This is a genomic window from Thalassomonas sp. M1454 (assembly GCF_007097525.1).
In the GTDB taxonomy this organism is placed as follows: domain Bacteria; phylum Pseudomonadota; class Gammaproteobacteria; order Enterobacterales; family Alteromonadaceae; genus Thalassotalea_A.
On the sequence record NZ_VKDD01000004.1, the window covers coordinates 331,479 to 348,962 of the forward strand.

Sequence of the window (17,484 nt, forward strand, 5' to 3'; positions counted from 1 at the left end):
TACTTTATTGTGTAAAGCCAATATTAAATGCACTAAGCAGTTAACGTGATTTCTTCACCAGCTTGCAGGCTTACGGCTTTAGATAAAAATAGCCAAAATTCATCGGTACCGCGTTTATCATGCCATTGCTCATTTTCATAGGCAAAATGGTGACCATTGAATTTTGTTGCTACCCAAATTTCATGCAAAGGTGCTTGCTTATTAATAATTATTTTTGTGCCATTGATAAACGTTAAGGTTAATAAGCCGCTGGTGCTTTCAAAATCAATGTCTACACCGCAATCTTCAATTGCTTCTTCAACCGCTAATAATAGGTCATCTGCTATCTGGTTGTATTGACTGTCGTTCATTTTTTAGCCTTTTCAATCTGCATTTAAAAAAGAATAGTTATTTCTTGTAATAAATGGCTGTAACAACTTGGTATTTAGAGTTCTGCATGCGATTATAAAGCTACTAGCCATTTAATGCGATCAATAAAATGCTTAATAAAAAACTGTTACTTGTTATATTATCAACTTTGCTTTGTACAATTGTTAGTTGTGGCCAAAAAGGGCCGCTTTATGAAGAGCAACCAGTAGCTGAAAATCAACAGAGTTTGGATACTGAGTCTGCAGAACCACAAAGTACAGAGCAATAAGCTAAATAATAAAAAACTCTTGGCTAATATACTAAAAATTAATCGTTAAATATCAGGAACCCGCAGTGGATTTTTTCAACCGTAACAATGAATCATTATTTGCTGAGCAGTGCTCGGTAACCCAATTGGCGCAAACCTATGGTACGCCATTATATGTTTATTCTCGAGCGACAATTGAGCGCCATTGGCATGCATTTAATGATGCGGCTAAAGATCGAAAACATTTGATTTGTTATGCGGTAAAAGCGAGCTCAAATATTGCCATTTTAAATGTAATGGCACGCCTTGGTTCAGGCTTTGACATTGTTTCAAAAGGTGAGCTTGCACGAGTAATTAAAGCCGGTGGTGACCCTAAAAAAGTGGTGTTTTCAGGTGTGGGTAAAACTGCAGATGAAATTGAATATGCATTAGCACATGAAATTAAATGTTTTAATGTGGAATCTGAAGCTGAATTAACTCGTATTAATGACGTTGCTGCACACCTTGGTAAACAAGCGCCAATTTCGATGCGAGTAAACCCTGATGTTGATGCAGGTACGCACCCATATATTTCAACTGGCTTAAAAGATAATAAGTTTGGTATTCCAATTGATGAGGCCGTTGCTATTTATAAAAAAGCAGCAGCTATGTCTAATTTAACGGTTAAAGGGGTTGATTGTCATATTGGCTCACAACTTACCGAAGTTAAGCCATTTTTAGATGCACTTGACCGTGTACTACTTTTAGTCGATAGCCTAAAAGCAGAAGGTATTGTGCTGAGTCATTTAGATGTTGGTGGTGGTTTAGGTGTGCCATATCAAGGTGAAGAGCCTCCGCATCCAAGTGAATATGCGAAAGCAATTGCCGATAAAATGCAAGGCTACGATTTGGAATTAATCTACGAGCCGGGCCGTGCGATCATGGCAAATGCTGGTATTTTAGTTACCGAAGTTGAGTTTTTAAAAGCTAATGAAGATAAGCATTTTGCTATTGTTGATGCGGCAATGAATGACCTTATTCGCCCTGCATTATACCAGGCATGGCAAAACATTGTGCCAGTAGAGATCAATAATGATGCACCTGCGCGCAACTATGATGTTGTAGGCCCAGTATGTGAAACCGGTGACTTTTTAGGTAAAAATCGTGAGTTAGCAATTGCTGCAGGCGATTTACTCGCGGTGCGCAGTGCCGGTGCATACGGTTTTACAATGAGTTCAAACTATAATTCACGACCACGAGTAGCTGAAGTAATGGTTGACGGTGAGCAGGCGCATTTAATTCGTCAACGTGAAAGCATCGAGTCATTATGGCAAGGTGAAGCGGTTTTACCTTAATACGTAACTATCAATAAGCCAATAAATTAGAAGTACAGCTATGTTAATGAACTTTTCTAAAATGCACGGTCTGGGTAATGACTTTTTAGTATTAGATAATGTTACCCAAAATATATTCTTATCGAATGAGCAGATCCGTAAGCTAGCGGACCGTAATTTTGGTGTAGGTTTTGATCAACTGTTAGTTGTTGAACCGCCTTATGATCCAGATTTAGATTTCCATTATCGAATTTACAATGCTGACGGTAGTGAAGTAATGCAATGTGGTAATGGCGCTCGTTGTTTTGCTCGTTTCGTTAAGATGAAAGGCTTAACTAATAAAAACAAAATTAAAGTGTCTACTGGTGCAGGGAAAATGACTCTGCATATAGAGCGTGATGAACAAATTACCGTTACTATGCCTGTGCCGCAATTTGAGCCAAGTAAAATACCATTTACTGCACAAAAACAAGAAGGTACTTATATTCTACGAACTGAAGAGCAAACCGTGCTTTGTGGCACAGTATCTATGGGTAATCCGCACTGTGTTTTAACTGTTGATTCAGCGGTTGAAGCACCTGTAGCTTCACTGGGCAAATTACTCGCAACACATGAACGCTTTCCTGAAGGCGCTAATGTTAGCTTTATGGAAGTGGTTTCACCTAAATACGTCAAATTGCGTGTTTATGAACGCGGAGCATCTGAAACTCTTGCTTGTGGCAGTGGCGCTTGTGGCGCTGTAGCGGTAGGTATTATGCAAAAGAAATTAGCCAATAACGTCACCGTTGAATTACCCGGTGGTAAATTAAAAATTTATTGGAAAGGACCAGGAAACCCAGTGAAAATGACTGGCCCTGCAGAACATGTTTTTGATGGACAATTACACTTATGATCGATAAAGAGAACGTTGAAGTAGATGAAATGAGCTTGTTAAACGACGAGCTAGTAATTACTTACTTGCAAGATAACCCTAATTTCTTCAACAAAAATCCACAATTATTAACTTCTTTACGTTTAGCCGATGCTAATCGTGGTGTGGTTTCATTGGTTGAGCGTCAGCAGCAAATGCAACGCCAAAAAATTCAATTATTAGAAGAAGAAATTACTCAGTTACTTTCTGTTGCTAGCTATAACGAACAACTATTTACTGTTTATAACGATTTGTATTTGAGCCTGATAGAAAGTCCGGACTTGTCGCACTTTTTAACTTGTTTAAGCGACACTACAACTCAGTTGCTAAACCTAGCTTCATTTAAACTGTACTTAACTAATAAAGATTTTGAAATTGGTCATGAGTCAATTGTAAAAGGTGACTGTAGCGACATTATTAGTAAACGTTTTGAAAAAAATGATTACTATTTTGGTCGAATTCAGCAAGCAGAAAAGCAAGCGATATTTGCTGACCAAGAAGTTGGCTCTGTAGTGCTAATTCAATTGAGTGAAGGTGAACAATGTTTAGGCTTTATTGCGATTAGCTCAAATGATGCTGAACACTTTACACCTTCAATGGATACCTTATTACTTAACCAATTTCGCACATTAATTGCTAAACTATTAATACAACAGTTATTAAAGATAGGTTTATAACGTGCAATTTTATCGAAGGATGTCATCATTTAAAGCGATAAGTTTTGACTTAGATGACACCCTTTATGATAACTTCCCGGTTATCAGCAAAGCAGAACAAGAGTTACAAGACTTCTTAATAAGCACTGCGCCTGAATGTGCCAAACTTGGCCCTGACTTTTGGTGGCAGCATCGCAATGTGTGTTTGTCTAATCAACCTGAACTTTGTCATGATGTTACTGCGCTGCGTTTAGCCTGTATGCAAGCGGGTATTGAGCAGTTAGGTTATTCTGCAACTGTTGCAAAAGAAAAAGCAGAGCAAGCCTTCAAGTTTTTTCTATCACATCGAAACAATTTAACTGTACCTGAGTCGGTAACATCACTGCTGGGTAAGTTAAAGCAAAAATATCCTCTAGTAGCTATCTCTAATGGTAATGTCGGTATTGATGAAATAGGCATTGGCCAATATTTTCAATACAGCTTTTTTGCTGGTGCCGGTAACTTACAAAAGCCTGAAAATGATATGTTTATCCAAGCATGTCAGCAATTAAAGATAAAGCCTAGTGAATTACTCCATATTGGTGATTGTACTCATGCCGATATCTATGGCGCACAATCTGCAGGTTGCCAAACCATTTGGGTAAATAACGACGAATTTGGTATTAAGAAAAAACCTTTAAAAGTATTACCTACAGCTGAATTCGACTGCGTCGAACAATTGGCAATATTCCTCTAAAAATCAAGAGGGTCAGATCAACTTGAAAAGGTTAAGTTGCAGCTAACCATTTTTATCCACCTAACTTACTTAAATACAATTCTATCGAAAATAGTTTGTGTTTAAATGTATCTCTAATAGAATTGACTAAAATAAATCCAATAAAAATTTGGGAAAACCATGAAAAAACTACTTATAAAAGCACTACTATTTTGCTTTGTTTCTGCATCAACTCATGCCATAGCAGAAGATCATAGCCGTAACTTAGAAATAGATCACACCGTTGTGACTAAGCATAAAACTAAGGTAAACGGCACAAAGTTTTCATACACTGCAACTGCAGGTACGCAACCGGTTTGGAATAGCAAAGACGAGGCCGTTGCCGCGTTACACTACACTTACTACACCCGTGATGATGTCAAAGATAGAGCATCACGCCCGTTGCTAATTTCATTTAATGGCGGCCCAGGCTCTGCTTCTGTTTGGATGCATGTTGCCTATACTGGCCCGCGAGTTTTAAATGTTGATTCTGAAGGTTTTCCACTGCAGCCTTATGGTGTAAAGAGCAATGATTACTCGGTATTAGATGTGGCCGATATTGTTTTTGTTAATCCGGTAAATACAGGTTATTCACGCGTACTGCCAAACAAAGAAGGCAAAATGCCAAGCAAAGAAGAGCAAAAGAAAATGTTCTTTGGCGTTAACGCAGATGTTAAGTATTTAGCAGAGTGGATTAATACGTTTGTTACCCGTAATAATCGCTGGCGTTCACCTAAGTTTTTAATTGGAGAAAGCTACGGAACAACACGAGTTTCTGGCTTAGCTTTAGAGCTTCAAGATCGCCAATGGATGTACTTAAATGGCGTAGTGCTAGTATCACCAACAGATATTGGTATTGAACGCAAAGGTCCGGTAAAAGCGGCCAACCGCTTACCTTACTTTGCCGCAGCGGCTTGGTACCATAAAGCGTTAGGCCCAGAACTACAGTCAAAAGACTTAGCAGAAATATTACCAGAAATAGAGCAGTTCACCATTAATGAATACCTGCCAGCGCTTGCTATGGGCGGCTTTATTGCACCTGAGAAAAAACAAAAAATTGCCGAGCAAGTAGCTAAATATTCAGGCTTAGCGGTTGAACAAGTATTAAAGTCGAACCTTGATGTTGAAACTAGCTATTTTTGGAAAGAGTTATTACGTGAACGTGGTCAAACAATTGGTCGCTTAGATTCTCGTTACTTAGGCATAGATAAGAAAGATGTTGGCAGTCGACCAGATTTCTCTGCAGAGTTATCTTCATGGTTGCACTCATTTACTCCGGCAATCAATTACTACATGAGCCAAGAGTTAAATTATAAAACGGATATTAAATACAACATGTTTGGTAATGTTCATCCTTGGGACCGCACTAATGATAGAACAGGTTACAACCTTGGTAAAGCCATGAACGAAAACCCTTACCTGAATGTGATGATACAAGCAGGCTACTTTGATGGTGCAACTAATTATTTTGATGCTAAGTATACAATGTGGCAACTTGACCCAAGTTCTAAAATGAAAGAGCGCTTAAGTTTTAAAGGTTACCGAAGTGGTCATATGATGTATTTACGTAAAGAAGATTTAAAACTATCTAACGAAGATTTACGTCAGTTTATTAAAGCTAGTTTACCTGCGAAAGATCAACCGGCTAAATATTAATTATTAGCAAATAAACAAAATCAAGGGAGTCAGAACAGCTTGAAATCAAGTTGATCTGACCCTCTTGATTTGAAACTTGTTTCAACTACTCTGACACCTTGATTTATTTTTAACTGTTGTTACATACAGTGTTGTGGTAACTTGTTATACTCTACAAAAATTAATACCAAGTTCACCTGCCAACTATAAGAAATTACTATGGATGTATCTGAATTACTCGACTCTTTAAACGATAAACAACGAGAAGCTGTAGCAGCTCCGGCGCAGAACATGTTAGTTCTTGCTGGTGCCGGTAGTGGTAAAACTCGAGTGTTAGTGCATCGTATTGCTTGGCTTGCACAAGTAGAGCAAATATCTCCGCATAGTATCTTAGCGGTAACGTTTACCAATAAAGCCGCAAAAGAAATGCGTGGTAGGGTTGAAGAGGCTATTGGCGGCAATACTCATGGTATGTGGATTGGTACCTTCCATGGGTTAGCGCATCGATTATTGCGTATGCACTTTCAAGAAGCGAACTTACCACAAGAATTTCAGGTGTTAGACTCTGACGATCAATTACGCCTTTTAAAACGCATTGTTAAAACACTGCAACTTGATGAGAAAAAATGGCCAGCAAAACAGGCAATGTACTACATCAATGGTAAGAAAGATGAAGGCTTACGCCCGCAGCATATTGATACTCAGTTTGACCAAACCGAACAAACCTTTGTTAAAATTTATCAAACTTACCAAGATGCTTGTGACCGTGCCGGTTTAGTTGATTTTGCCGAGTTATTACTTCGCGCTCATGAACTTTGGTTAAATAATCCTGTACTACTTGAGCACTATCAACGTAGATTCAGCCGTATTCTAGTGGACGAATTCCAAGATACTAACGCTATTCAATATGCGTGGTTGAGTATTCTTGGCAAAAAACATGGCAATGTGATGATTGTTGGTGATGACGATCAATCTATCTACGGCTGGCGCGGCGCTAAGATTGAAAATATCCAACGTTTCGTTAAGGATTTTGATGCCGAGACTATCAGACTCGAACAAAACTATCGCTCAACCGGTAACATACTTAATTCTGCCAATGCGTTAATTGATAATAACAGTAATCGTTTAGGTAAAGATTTATGGACCGATGATAAAGATGGAGAAAAAATCTCTCTTTATACTGCCTTTAATGAAATCGATGAGGCGCGCTTTATTTCGGGTCGCATTAAGCAATGGTTAGATGATGGCAATAGTTTAGATGATGTAGCCTTGTTATATCGCAGCAATGCACAATCGCGTTTACTTGAAGAAGCCTTATTACAAGCAAACTTACCTTATCGTATTTATGGTGGCTTACGTTTCTTCGAACGCCAAGAAATTAAAGATGCCTTGGGTTATTTAAGAATTATAAATAACCGTAATGATGATGCTGCATTTGAGCGTATTATTAATACGCCAGCGCGCGGAATTGGCAACCAAAGTTTAGCTAATGTGCGAGATTGCGCACGTAGCCAAGGCTCTACTATGTGGGATGCTTGTATCCATCTTATCAATAATAATGAGTTAACTGGCAGAAGCGCTAAAACTATCAAGGCATTTGTCGACTTAATTGTTCAGCTTGAAGATGACACAGCTAATTTAAACTTAGATGAGCAAGCAAATCATGTGATCCAACATAGTGGCTTAAAAGCCATGTATCAAGCTGAGAAAGGTGAACGTGCTGCAGCTCGAATTGAAAACTTAAACGAGCTTGTTAATGCTTGTTCTACTTATGAAGTTGACCCTGAAGTTGCTGATGAGTTAACGCCGTTAACTGCCTTTTTAACACACGCATCATTAGAAGCTGGTGAGTCACAAGCCGATGAATACGAAGCGGCAGTGCAATTAATGACGCTGCACTCGGCAAAAGGTTTAGAATTTCCATTAGTGTTTATTGTTGGTATGGAAGAGGGCATGTTTCCGTCACAACAATCGGCTGAAGATATTGTGCGCTTAGAAGAAGAACGTAGATTATGCTACGTGGGCATGACCCGAGCAATGCAAAAACTGTATTTAACTCATGCAGAATCTCGCCGCCTTTATGGCCAAGAAAAATACCATCGACAAAGTCGTTTCTTAAAAGAAATACCTGACAAATTCGTTGATGAAGTACGCATGAAAAACCAAGCCGTGAAGCCAAAAACTACTGGCCGCTTTAGCAATACTATTACCATGGAAACTTTTGAAAATACCGGTTTCAAACTTGGCCAAAGAGTACGACATACAAAATTTGGTGATGGCACCGTATTAAATTTTGAAGGTACAGGGGCGCAAAGCCGGGTGCAAGTTAACTTTGAAAGTGCTGGTAGTAAGTGGTTAGTTGTTGCCTATGCGCGGTTAGAGGCAATTTAAGATTTATTTTATCAAAAGAGGCCGATAGATAGGCCTCTTTTTTTTGTTCAACAATATGTGAATAAACACTTGATTTATTAACTAAATATTAACATTATTGGTGAGCATAAAAAGCGCAATAGCTTCGACTTTGTAGGTATTGTTCTTTTAGGACTAAAATAACCAAGTAGGGACACAAAATGGAAAATACACAAGAACAAACTTCAGAGCTAAATCTAGCTCAAGAAAACGCGCCAATAAATACTCACCCGGTCGATTTAAAATTTCATGGTAAAACAGGGGAGTTTTTTGGTATTTGGATCGTTAATATCTTACTTAGTATTGTAACTTTAGGCATTTATTCAGCCTGGGCAAAGGTTAGAACTAATCGCTATTTTTACGGTAATACCGAGCTTGACCAACATAGCTTTTCTTACTTAGCTACACCATTACAAATATTGAAAGGAAGAATTATCGCGGTGATTTTATTTGGTGGTTATTTCATCATCAATATGATTTCACCACTTGCGGGCTTAGGTGTAATGGCAGTCTTGTTATTTGCATCTCCTTGGCTCATTTGTGCAAGTTTACGCTTTAAAATGCGTATGACCAGTTACCGCAATGTTCGTTTTAACTTTACTGGTACTTATGGTGACGCATTTATTAACTTTATTCTGTTACCAATAGCCAGTGCATTTACTTTATATTTATTAATGCCATATGCATTAAAACGTATGGACAAGTTCATTGTTGATAATACTTATTATGGCGATCGTCAATTTCAATCTAATTTATCGGCGGGAATTTATTACAAGGTCTGTTTAATTGCTTTGGTGATGATTTTTGCTCTTATGGCAATTATATTTGCCGTAGTTGGTTCTGCTGCAGTACAAGCTCAAGCAGATCCTGGCGCCGGCTTCAGTATGATGACCTTAGTTATGTTTGCTCTATATTTGATTGGTTTTAGCTTAATCCAAGCTTTTTACCAAGCACATATCCGTAACCATATTTTTGCTGAAACAAATCTTGAAGATTTAGCTACTTTTAAATCTGAATTTAGTTTCACTAGTTTAGCCTTTTTACAAGTGACCAATATGTTAGCGTTATTATGTACTCTTGGGCTTGCTTATCCTTGGGTTAAGATACGCTTAGCAGAATATGCCGTAGCTCGAACAGGTGTAAACCTAGCTGAAAATAAAGAAGAAATAGTTGATGTTGCTGGCGAGAAACAATCTGCACTATCTGAAGAAGTTGCCGATGTTTTCGATATTGATGTTGCGCTAGGTTAATGGCTAAATTTGCAACATTATACTTGGCGGGTCATTCAAAAACTCGTCAAGTAAAAGCCACTTTTGAGCAAGGAATGCTTAGCGTTTTTTGTGCCAATGATGGCGAACAAATCTTAACTGAGGATATTAGTTTATGTCAGGTCGACTCAGCGTTAGGTAACTTGCCAGGGGAAATAAAACTTCCTCAAGGTGAGCTACTTGTGTTTCCGGTCGGTAGTGAAGTGATGGATGATGTTCGTAAAAGTCAAACTAAAGCACCACTTTACTTAAATTTTTTAGAGCAAAATAAACTGTTCTGGTTAATTGCATTAATACTTGTACCGATAAGTTTTTATGGTTTGGTGCAATATGTTATTCCAAGTTTAGCAATGAGTTTTGCTAAACAAATACCGTATACGATTAAAGCTGATATCGATGAGCAAGTACTAGTGGTATATGACAAAGCCATGCTTGATGAAACTGAAATTGGTGAGACTACGCAACAACAAATCCAAGTACTATGGCAAGATTTACTAGAGGATATTTATCTAGATAAGCAGCAATTTACTTTGTTATTTAGAAAAAGTGATGCTCTAAAAGCTAATGCATTTGCTTTACCAGGTGGCACTATTGTTGTTACTGATGAATTAGTGAATTTATTAGTGAGTAAACCTGATGCTTTAGAAGCTATTTTATTACATGAAATAGCACATGTTGAGTTAAACCATAGTATGCGAGTGATGGCTGAGTCATTAGGAACAACACTTTTAATGACCTATTTCTTTGGCGATTTAGATGGTTTAGTGGAAGTGTTTTCTGGTATGTCCGTCACACTTTTACAAAATAACTACTCGAGAGATCTTGAGGCCAATGCCGATGCTTATGCCTTTAAAAAACTCAAACAACTAAACAAGTCACCTTTAGCATTTGCCAAAGCAATGACCTTACTTTCAGAGCAAACTAAAGATGACAAATATGATAGTTTATTAAAGTATTTCAGTACTCACCCAAGTACAAAATCACGTATTGAAAAAGCTGAGTCATCAGCTCATTAGCAAAGCGATAAGGCTTCTTTAGGAGCCTTTTTTGTTTTTGAATTGCCTAAAAGAATCTAAACTAAATACAATTAATGCCGTCCAAATACATGCAAAAGTAAGCATTTTCTCAAACGCTAAAGTTTCACCGTATAGCAAGATTGCCACGATGAACATGATGCTTGGGCCTATGTATTGAAAAAAGCCTAGTGTGGATAAAGCTAATCGTTTTGCCGCGCCAGTGAAAAACAATAACGGTGCTGTGGTAACTAATCCGGCGGCAATTAATGTTAAATTCAATGATGTTTGGTTGCTAAGCATATTGCTGGTAGTGCTATCTAAAAAGAAATACCAATACGCTAAACCAATAGGTAACATCCAAGCTGACTCTATTAATAAACCTGGAACAGATTCAACGGGTACCTTTTTACGCATCAGTCCATAAATACCGAAAGTAGCAGCTAAAGAAAGCCCTATATAAGGAATAGTTCCTAAGCTAATAACTTGGATTAGCACGCCAACTAAAGCTAACAGTACGGCAATTACTTGCCATTTTCGCAAGCGCTCAGCAAAAAATATCATTCCTAAAACGACATTAAATAGTGGGTTAATAAAATAGCCTAAACTTGCTTCTAATATGTGATTGTTGTTAACAGCCCAAATAAAAATTAACCAGTTTGCCGCTAAAATAATGGAAGTAGCCAATAGCCAAAGTAAGGTTTTGGGGTGATTAATAATTTGCTGAACTTTACGCCAGTTACCCATGGCAATAACCACGACGAACAAAAGAGCAAAAGACCATACAATACGATGAATAAGTATTTCGGGCGCTGATACATCGGCAAGTAACTTAAAATAGATAGGTGCAATGCCCCAGAGAAAATATGCACAGACTGCATTTATTGCGCCTTTTTTGGTTTCAGATTGAGAATTCATATTGTCCTGAAAATTAATGTTACGGCCTAGATTAAGTGCGAGGAGTGTAGCACATGGTGTTGATATTTCGTAAAACATAAATAATCTCACGGATTATTTAATATTTAGGCTATCGATTATCTAGCTTAGCCGTTAAAATAGGCGCAACTTTCTCCATGATTATATCGCTTTGAGCCAATTAACTGACAGTCCAAATAGCCCTCCAGATTTACTGCACTCGTTAAACCATCATTTTGGGTATCAGAGCTTTCGCAGTGGTCAGCAACAAGTTATTGAAAACTTAATGCAAGGTCGTGATTGTTTAGTATTAATGCCTACCGGTGGTGGTAAGTCACTATGTTATCAATTACCCGCTACATTGATGGGTGGCTTAACCATTGTGGTATCGCCTTTGATCGCATTAATGAAAGATCAGGTTGATGGCTTAATTAGGCAAGGTATAAGCGCAGCTTATATTAATTCTAGTTTAGATGGACAAACCATAAACCAAACAATGCAGCGTATTGCTCGCGGTGAAGTAACCATTTTATACGTTGCTCCAGAGCGTTTGCTCAGCCATTATTTTTTAGAAAGCTTGTCACAATTACATATAAGTTTTTTTGCTATAGATGAAGCCCATTGTATTTCATCTTGGGGTCATGACTTTAGGCCTTCTTATACTCAGCTTGGTCGTTTGAAAGAGTACTTCCCTTATACGCCAATGATTGCCTTAACAGCAACCGCGGATGTAACTACGCGTAAAGATATATTGCAGCAGTTGAAGTTAAACAATCCTTATGTTTTGTTAGATAGCTTCGATCGTCCTAATATCCGTTATACCTTAACGGATAAATACAATGGTGAGTCGCAATTACTCGAATATCTAAAACAGTTTGGTGATGAAAGTGGCATTATTTATTGTAATAGCCGCTGGCAAGTAGATAAGTTAAGTGGTTTTCTTGCATCAAAAGGGTTTAACTGTGCCGCTTACCATGCGGGCATGGAAACCGAAATACGCAATATAGTACAAAATGGTTTTACTAAAGATAATATTCGAATTGTTGTTGCTACCGTTGCTTTTGGTTTAGGTATTAATAAGCCTAATGTACGTTTTGTGGTGCATTACGATATGCCCAGAACGTTAGAGTCGTATTACCAAGAAACTGGCCGTGCTGGTCGAGATGGCTTAAAAGCCGAGGCGCTATTTTTATACGATAGCCAAGACATAGAGCGCATAAAAAAACGCATTAGTGATAACGATAATGAACAACGAGTTAATGTTGAGCTACAACGATTTGCCGCTATGTCTGGCTTTGCTGAAGCGCAAACATGTCGCAGGCAGGTATTATTAAATTATTTTGCTGAATATACACAAAGCGGGTGCGGTAACTGTGATATCTGCCTTGACCCGCCAAGTAGGTACGATGCAACAGTTGATGCGCAAAAGGTTCTGTCGTGTGTTTTTCGAATAAAACAAAGCGGTGATATTCACCATGTAATTGATGTTTTATGTGGCCGAGAAACGGATAAAATTAAACAGCAAGAGCACGATAAAGTAAGTACTTATGGTATTGGTAAAGACCAAAACCGTGGCTATTGGTTTTCGGTAATAAGGCAGTTAATCCACCTTGGGTTTTTACAGCAAGATATCGAACAGCAATCGGCTTTATGCTTAACTAATGCATCGAAAGCAGCTTTAAAAGGTGAAGAGCCTTTATTGATGGCTCGCCCTCGTTTACAAAGCAAAGGCTATTGGCAGCAAAACACTGTGGCATCAAGTTACGATAAACCGCTATTTAAACAGCTTAGAGTGTTACGTAAAACCATTGCTGATGTTGAAGACATTGCACCATTTATTGTATTTAATGATGCGACCTTAATTGAAATGGCGCGCAGAAAGCCGCAGAACTCTACGGAATTTTTAAATATATCAGGCGTTGGAGATACTAAACTTGCTCGTTATGGCAAGCCATTTATGGATTTGATCAAAGAGCACCTTTAATAAAATAGGTATGAGTTGGAGAGTTTATTCTGCAACTAACACATCACACTTAAAAAATGCACCGTTACCATCATCTACGGCATTAACCAGCTTAGGCAATAAATCCTGCATTTTTTTCTTTAAGGTCCACGGTGGATTAATTACTATCATGCCTGATGATGTCATACCGCGTTCATCTGTATCAGCAGATAAACCTAATTCAAAGCGTTGGATATCTTTAATGCCACTTTTAATAAAGCTATTTTCAAGTTTATCAATGCGCACTCTATCAACTACTGGATACCAAATAGCGTAAGTCCCGGTTGGAAACTTTTTGTGGGCTTTAGCAACTGTTCTAAATACCTTATCGTAATCGGTTTTGATTTCATAAGGAGGATCAATTAACACAAATGCTCGGCGTGAAATTGGTGGCACAATCGAGAGTAAACCAGCAAAGCCATCTTCTTGTTTTACTTTTACGCGACGCGATTGACGAATATTTTCATTGAGCAATTCAAAATCGGTTGGGTGTAATTCAAATAACCAGGCTTTGTCTTCATCACGTAAAAAGTGCTGAGCAATAACTGGTGAGCCGGGATAAAAGTCTAGTTTATTTGCCTCGTTATGTACTTCGATAGCTCGAAAGTATTCTCTTAGCTCAGGAAATTTATCAGCGGATAGTTTCGCTATACCATTTAAATACTCACCAACTTTTTGAGAATGCTCAGAGTTTAAATTAAATAAGCCAGCTCCAGAGTGAGTATCAATGTAATCAAATACTTTATCTTTTTGTCCCATATAATCGAGAATTTCAACCTGTACAATATGTTTAAGTACATCGGCAAAATTACCGGCATGGAATGAGTGGCGGTAGCTGAGCATAAATTTTCCTAATGGGTTAAGTTATAGAAATTTAATTAACTTAAATGGCTATTAAAGTCTGTTGGTTTAGTACTGCAATATTATAGCGATTAAGACAATAAATAACCCGTAATGATTATTTAAAAATGCTTGGAAACATTTATCACGCTGTCTCTTTGCTATTAAGAGCTGCTGATAACAAAAGGTTGTGGCAACTATTGATAAAGCAAAATAATAAAACAAATTAAATTGCTGTAATTGTCCTACTTTGATTAGTAGCATTAGGGTAATCAGCTGCAAAAAGGCAATGATGATTTTATCAAATTTACCAAATAACACCGCAGTCGATTTAACTCCGATAAGAATGTCATCATCCCTATCTACCATGGCGTACATAGTGTCGTAAGCTACAGTCCAAATTAAATTAGCGAAAAATAATAGCCAAGCAACTAAAGGTATTTCTCCCCTGATCTCAGCAAAAGCCATGATCATGCCCCAACTAAAAGCAGCGCCTAAGACAACTTGTGGTAGGTGAGTGTAGCGTTTCATAAAAGGATAACTGGTTGCCAGAAGTACGGCGATAACAGATAAAGCTACGGTATACCAAGAAAGTGTAAGCACTAAAGCAAGAGCAATAAAAATAAGCACTGCAAAAACTGCCAAAGCTTGTTTGGATGTCATTAAGCCACTTACTAAAGGGCGCTGTTGAGTCCGTTTTACATGGCCGTCAACTTTGCGGTCGGCTAAATCGTTGATTACACAACCGGCGCTGCGCATCACTATAACTCCTAACGAAAATACAAGGAGTAAATGCCAAGGTGGGGTATATTCATAAGCTACCCAAAGCGCCCATAACGTTGGCCATAGTAATAAGTAAGAGCCGATTGGCTTATCAAAACGGGTAATTAATTTTATCGCCTGCCAAGAGGGCATCGAAGTTAACATCTGTGATCCTAAAATATGCTTTAACAAGACTATTTATTGTTATGTTATTTTTATTGCTTAAATAGTAGGTAGTAGCATGAAAGTAATTGATATTGCGACTAACCTTAAATGCATGAATTATACATTTTCAGCTATTATATGCGAAATATGTTTGTAAATACTCAATATTAAACAGATCTTTACAGTAATTTTATTCACAATAACCCTTTACTAAAGTAGGAATAAAGCCACTTCATGCCTTTACTCAATACCAAAGCCTTAAAATCAAGCATTAAGCTGGCTTGGCCTATCTCATTACAAAATACCTTAATTACATTATTAAGTATGATCGACGTAATGATGGTGAGTCATTTAGGCAATGCCTCTGTTGCGGCGGTTGGTTTAGGTAATCGGGTACAATTTGTCATTTTGGTTATTGTTACTGGACTCTCTTGGGGGGTAGGGATCCTATCTGCTCAGTATTACGGCTCTGGTAATACTCAAAAAATAAGACGTTCTATTTTAATGGGGGCAATTTTAAGCTTTTTTGCCTTATTACCAATTGTTTTACTCAGTTTTTATTTTGCAGATGATGTTATTTCTTTAGGTAGTAATGATGCCGATGTTATCGCTATTGGCGAAAGTTATTTGTGGATAACCATGCCTAGCCTTATTTTTGTTGGCGCGACTATGGTTATCGAAAATGCATTACGCAGTATTAACCAAGTTAAATTACCTATGTTCTTGAGCATGATGGCTATTATGCTCAATATAATCTTAAATTATTGGTTGATTAATGGTGGTTTAGGTGTGCCAGCACTTAATGTTGACGGCGCGGCAATTGCGACATTAGTTTCAAGAATTATGCACTTAATACTCTTGTTTGCCGTGCTGACAGCGATAAAGCACAAAATAAAACCAACCCGTCATGATGTTAAATCCTTACTTGAATTTCAGCCCTGGAAAAAGTTAGTCATACTTGTCATTCCACTTATGTTTAGCTTTGGCGTTTGGTCGGTTGGCACGTTTGTTTATCAGCTTATTTATGGTCGTCTTGGTACGCAAGAATTAGCAGTAATAAGTTTACTTGTACCTATTGAAGGGGTCTTTACATCGTTGTTTTTTGGTTTTGCTTCAGCCTGTTCAATTATGGTTGGCCATCGCTTAGGCGCTAATAAATTTGATGAAGCTTGGGACATTGGTAAAACATTTGCCATCTTAGCTCCAACGGTTGCCCTTGGATTAGGTGGCGTATTACTGTTATTAGAGCCTATTATTTTTATGCCATTTAATGATATGCCAACAGACACATTAACGATGGCTTCAGAAGTGTTTTTAATCATTGCCTTATGTGCTTGGATAAAAATTACCAATATGACACTTGCGATGGGCATACTTAGAGCTGGAGGAGAGACTAAAGCCTGTTTATATATTGATATCTTGGGAATGTGGATGGTTAGTATACCTTTAACTATGTTAGCGGCATTTTACTTTGAACTACCTATGTTTTGGGTGGTGTTAACAGCTTATTCAGAGGAAGCATGTAAGTTTTTCTTATTTGGATGGCGAGTAGCACAAAAGAAATGGTTAAGGAACCTAACCTAATAATACCGTATAAAAACATCTATAAAATATGATGATATGTAATTATGTTTATATAAATCATGAAGTTAAAAAATAGATATTTTAAATATACATTCATCACTAATTTCCATAAAAAATTCACTACATTTTAAGGTGCAAACTTTTAAAGAAGGAATTTTTTATGAAACGTTCAATAACTATTACAAGTTCATTAATCGCATTATTATCATTCCCTGCTTTTACAGCAGGTCAGCATACCTATAAATTTGAAGCTGGTGATTCCAGTCTTGCGACAGAATTATGTGTTGCAGCAGTTAGTAATGATCTAGTTACTACCAAACGTAAAATTAGAAGTATAGGTTTGATGGATAGCGTTTCATCAATGAGTAAGGTTAAACACGCCACATTAAAAATCTCATGCAATAATATGAATATGACGGCTTTTACTGCTAAATATGGTGCTTCTGATACTTTTGATTACTTAAATAGAAAAGGTGCTTCGCAGTATAGAATCAATGAGCAAGAGGTTAAAATTATTGATTTAGCTAGACAGCAACGTGCGGCATTAGGTGGCGAGACATTAATTATTGTTAGTAGTAAATAATTTAAGACAAGTATAGGCATTGTATCGACTCGAAATACTTAATTTCGAGTCGATAAATA

General features: G+C 37.6%; 16 protein-coding genes. 12 read left to right on the forward strand and 4 right to left on the reverse strand.

Going from position 1 to position 17,484, the window contains the following annotated elements:
• Positions 1 to 32: 32 nt before the first annotated feature.
• Positions 33 to 350 carry an iron donor protein CyaY gene (gene cyaY, locus FNN08_RS11365; protein WP_143585838.1) on the reverse strand — a complete coding sequence of 106 codons (318 nt, stop codon included), beginning with the start codon at positions 348 to 350 and terminating at the stop codon, positions 33 to 35.
• A gap of 128 nt (positions 351 to 478) precedes the next feature.
• Between cyaY and lptM the strand changes: the two genes are divergently transcribed.
• The 9 genes from lptM to FNN08_RS11405 all read left to right on the forward strand — a co-directional run bounded on the left by lptM (position 479) and on the right by FNN08_RS11405 (position 10,577).
• Positions 479 to 637: an LPS translocon maturation chaperone LptM gene (lptM, locus tag FNN08_RS16365; RefSeq protein ID WP_185962641.1), complete on the forward strand. Its 159-nt coding sequence runs from the start codon at positions 479 to 481 to the stop codon at positions 635 to 637.
• A 65-nt stretch (positions 638 to 702) separates the two neighbouring features.
• Positions 703 to 1,950, forward strand: coding sequence for a diaminopimelate decarboxylase (gene lysA / locus FNN08_RS11370; protein WP_143585840.1), 1,248 nt, complete (start codon positions 703 to 705; stop codon positions 1,948 to 1,950).
• 40 nt (positions 1,951 to 1,990) lie between these two features.
• The gene (gene dapF, locus FNN08_RS11375) at positions 1,991 to 2,821 is read left to right on the forward strand and encodes a diaminopimelate epimerase (RefSeq protein ID WP_143585842.1); all 831 of its coding nucleotides are present in this window, start codon (positions 1,991 to 1,993) and stop codon (positions 2,819 to 2,821) included.
• Positions 2,818 to 3,516, forward strand: coding sequence for a DUF484 family protein (locus tag FNN08_RS11380; RefSeq protein WP_143585844.1), 699 nt, complete (start codon positions 2,818 to 2,820; stop codon positions 3,514 to 3,516). The genes dapF and FNN08_RS11380 overlap by 4 nt, the downstream gene beginning before the upstream one ends.
• Position 3,517: 1 nt before the next feature.
• Positions 3,518 to 4,231 carry an HAD-IA family hydrolase gene (locus FNN08_RS11385; protein ID WP_143585846.1) on the forward strand — a complete coding sequence of 238 codons (714 nt, stop codon included), beginning with the start codon at positions 3,518 to 3,520 and terminating at the stop codon, positions 4,229 to 4,231.
• 159 nt (positions 4,232 to 4,390) lie between these two features.
• On the forward strand, positions 4,391 to 5,905 hold the full coding sequence (locus FNN08_RS11390) for a S10 family peptidase (RefSeq protein WP_143585848.1): 1,515 nt from the start codon (positions 4,391 to 4,393) through the stop codon (positions 5,903 to 5,905).
• A 198-nt stretch (positions 5,906 to 6,103) separates the two neighbouring features.
• Positions 6,104 to 8,275 (forward strand): DNA helicase II, encoded by a 2,172-nt coding sequence (uvrD, locus tag FNN08_RS11395; protein WP_143585850.1) that lies wholly within the window; start codon positions 6,104 to 6,106, stop codon positions 8,273 to 8,275.
• A gap of 179 nt (positions 8,276 to 8,454) precedes the next feature.
• Positions 8,455 to 9,543: a YjgN family protein gene (locus tag FNN08_RS11400; RefSeq protein ID WP_143585851.1), complete on the forward strand. Its 1,089-nt coding sequence runs from the start codon at positions 8,455 to 8,457 to the stop codon at positions 9,541 to 9,543.
• Positions 9,543 to 10,577 carry a M48 family metallopeptidase gene (locus tag FNN08_RS11405; protein WP_143585852.1) on the forward strand — a complete coding sequence of 345 codons (1,035 nt, stop codon included), beginning with the start codon at positions 9,543 to 9,545 and terminating at the stop codon, positions 10,575 to 10,577. The genes FNN08_RS11400 and FNN08_RS11405 overlap by 1 nt, the downstream gene beginning before the upstream one ends.
• Before the next feature lie 18 nt (positions 10,578 to 10,595).
• On the opposite strand, the gene rarD is transcribed toward FNN08_RS11405, so the two are convergent.
• Complete coding sequence (gene rarD, locus FNN08_RS11410; RefSeq protein ID WP_143585853.1) at positions 10,596 to 11,492, reverse strand: EamA family transporter RarD; 897 nt, start codon at positions 11,490 to 11,492, stop codon at positions 10,596 to 10,598.
• A gap of 169 nt (positions 11,493 to 11,661) precedes the next feature.
• Here rarD and recQ point away from each other — a divergent pair, with 169 nt between their 5' ends.
• Positions 11,662 to 13,473 (forward strand): DNA helicase RecQ, encoded by a 1,812-nt coding sequence (gene recQ / locus FNN08_RS11415; RefSeq protein WP_143585854.1) that lies wholly within the window; start codon positions 11,662 to 11,664, stop codon positions 13,471 to 13,473.
• 24 nt (positions 13,474 to 13,497) lie between these two features.
• Here recQ and FNN08_RS11420 read toward each other — a convergent pair whose 3' ends face one another.
• Both FNN08_RS11420 and ubiA read right to left on the reverse strand, forming a co-directional pair.
• Positions 13,498 to 14,334: a 23S rRNA (adenine(2030)-N(6))-methyltransferase RlmJ gene (locus tag FNN08_RS11420; RefSeq protein WP_143585855.1), complete on the reverse strand. Its 837-nt coding sequence runs from the start codon at positions 14,332 to 14,334 to the stop codon at positions 13,498 to 13,500.
• A 66-nt stretch (positions 14,335 to 14,400) separates the two neighbouring features.
• Positions 14,401 to 15,258, reverse strand: coding sequence for a 4-hydroxybenzoate octaprenyltransferase (gene ubiA, locus FNN08_RS11425; RefSeq protein ID WP_260679331.1), 858 nt, complete (start codon positions 15,256 to 15,258; stop codon positions 14,401 to 14,403).
• A 234-nt stretch (positions 15,259 to 15,492) separates the two neighbouring features.
• Between ubiA and FNN08_RS11430 the strand changes: the two genes are divergently transcribed.
• Entirely contained in the window at positions 15,493 to 16,842 is a 1,350-nt protein-coding gene (locus tag FNN08_RS11430) for an MATE family efflux transporter (protein ID WP_143585856.1), read from the forward strand.
• Positions 16,843 to 17,002: 160 nt separating this feature from the next.
• Positions 17,003 to 17,425, forward strand: a complete 423-nt coding sequence (locus FNN08_RS11435) for a DUF3718 domain-containing protein (RefSeq protein WP_143585857.1) — start codon at positions 17,003 to 17,005, stop codon at positions 17,423 to 17,425.
• Positions 17,426 to 17,484 lie beyond the last annotated feature (59 nt).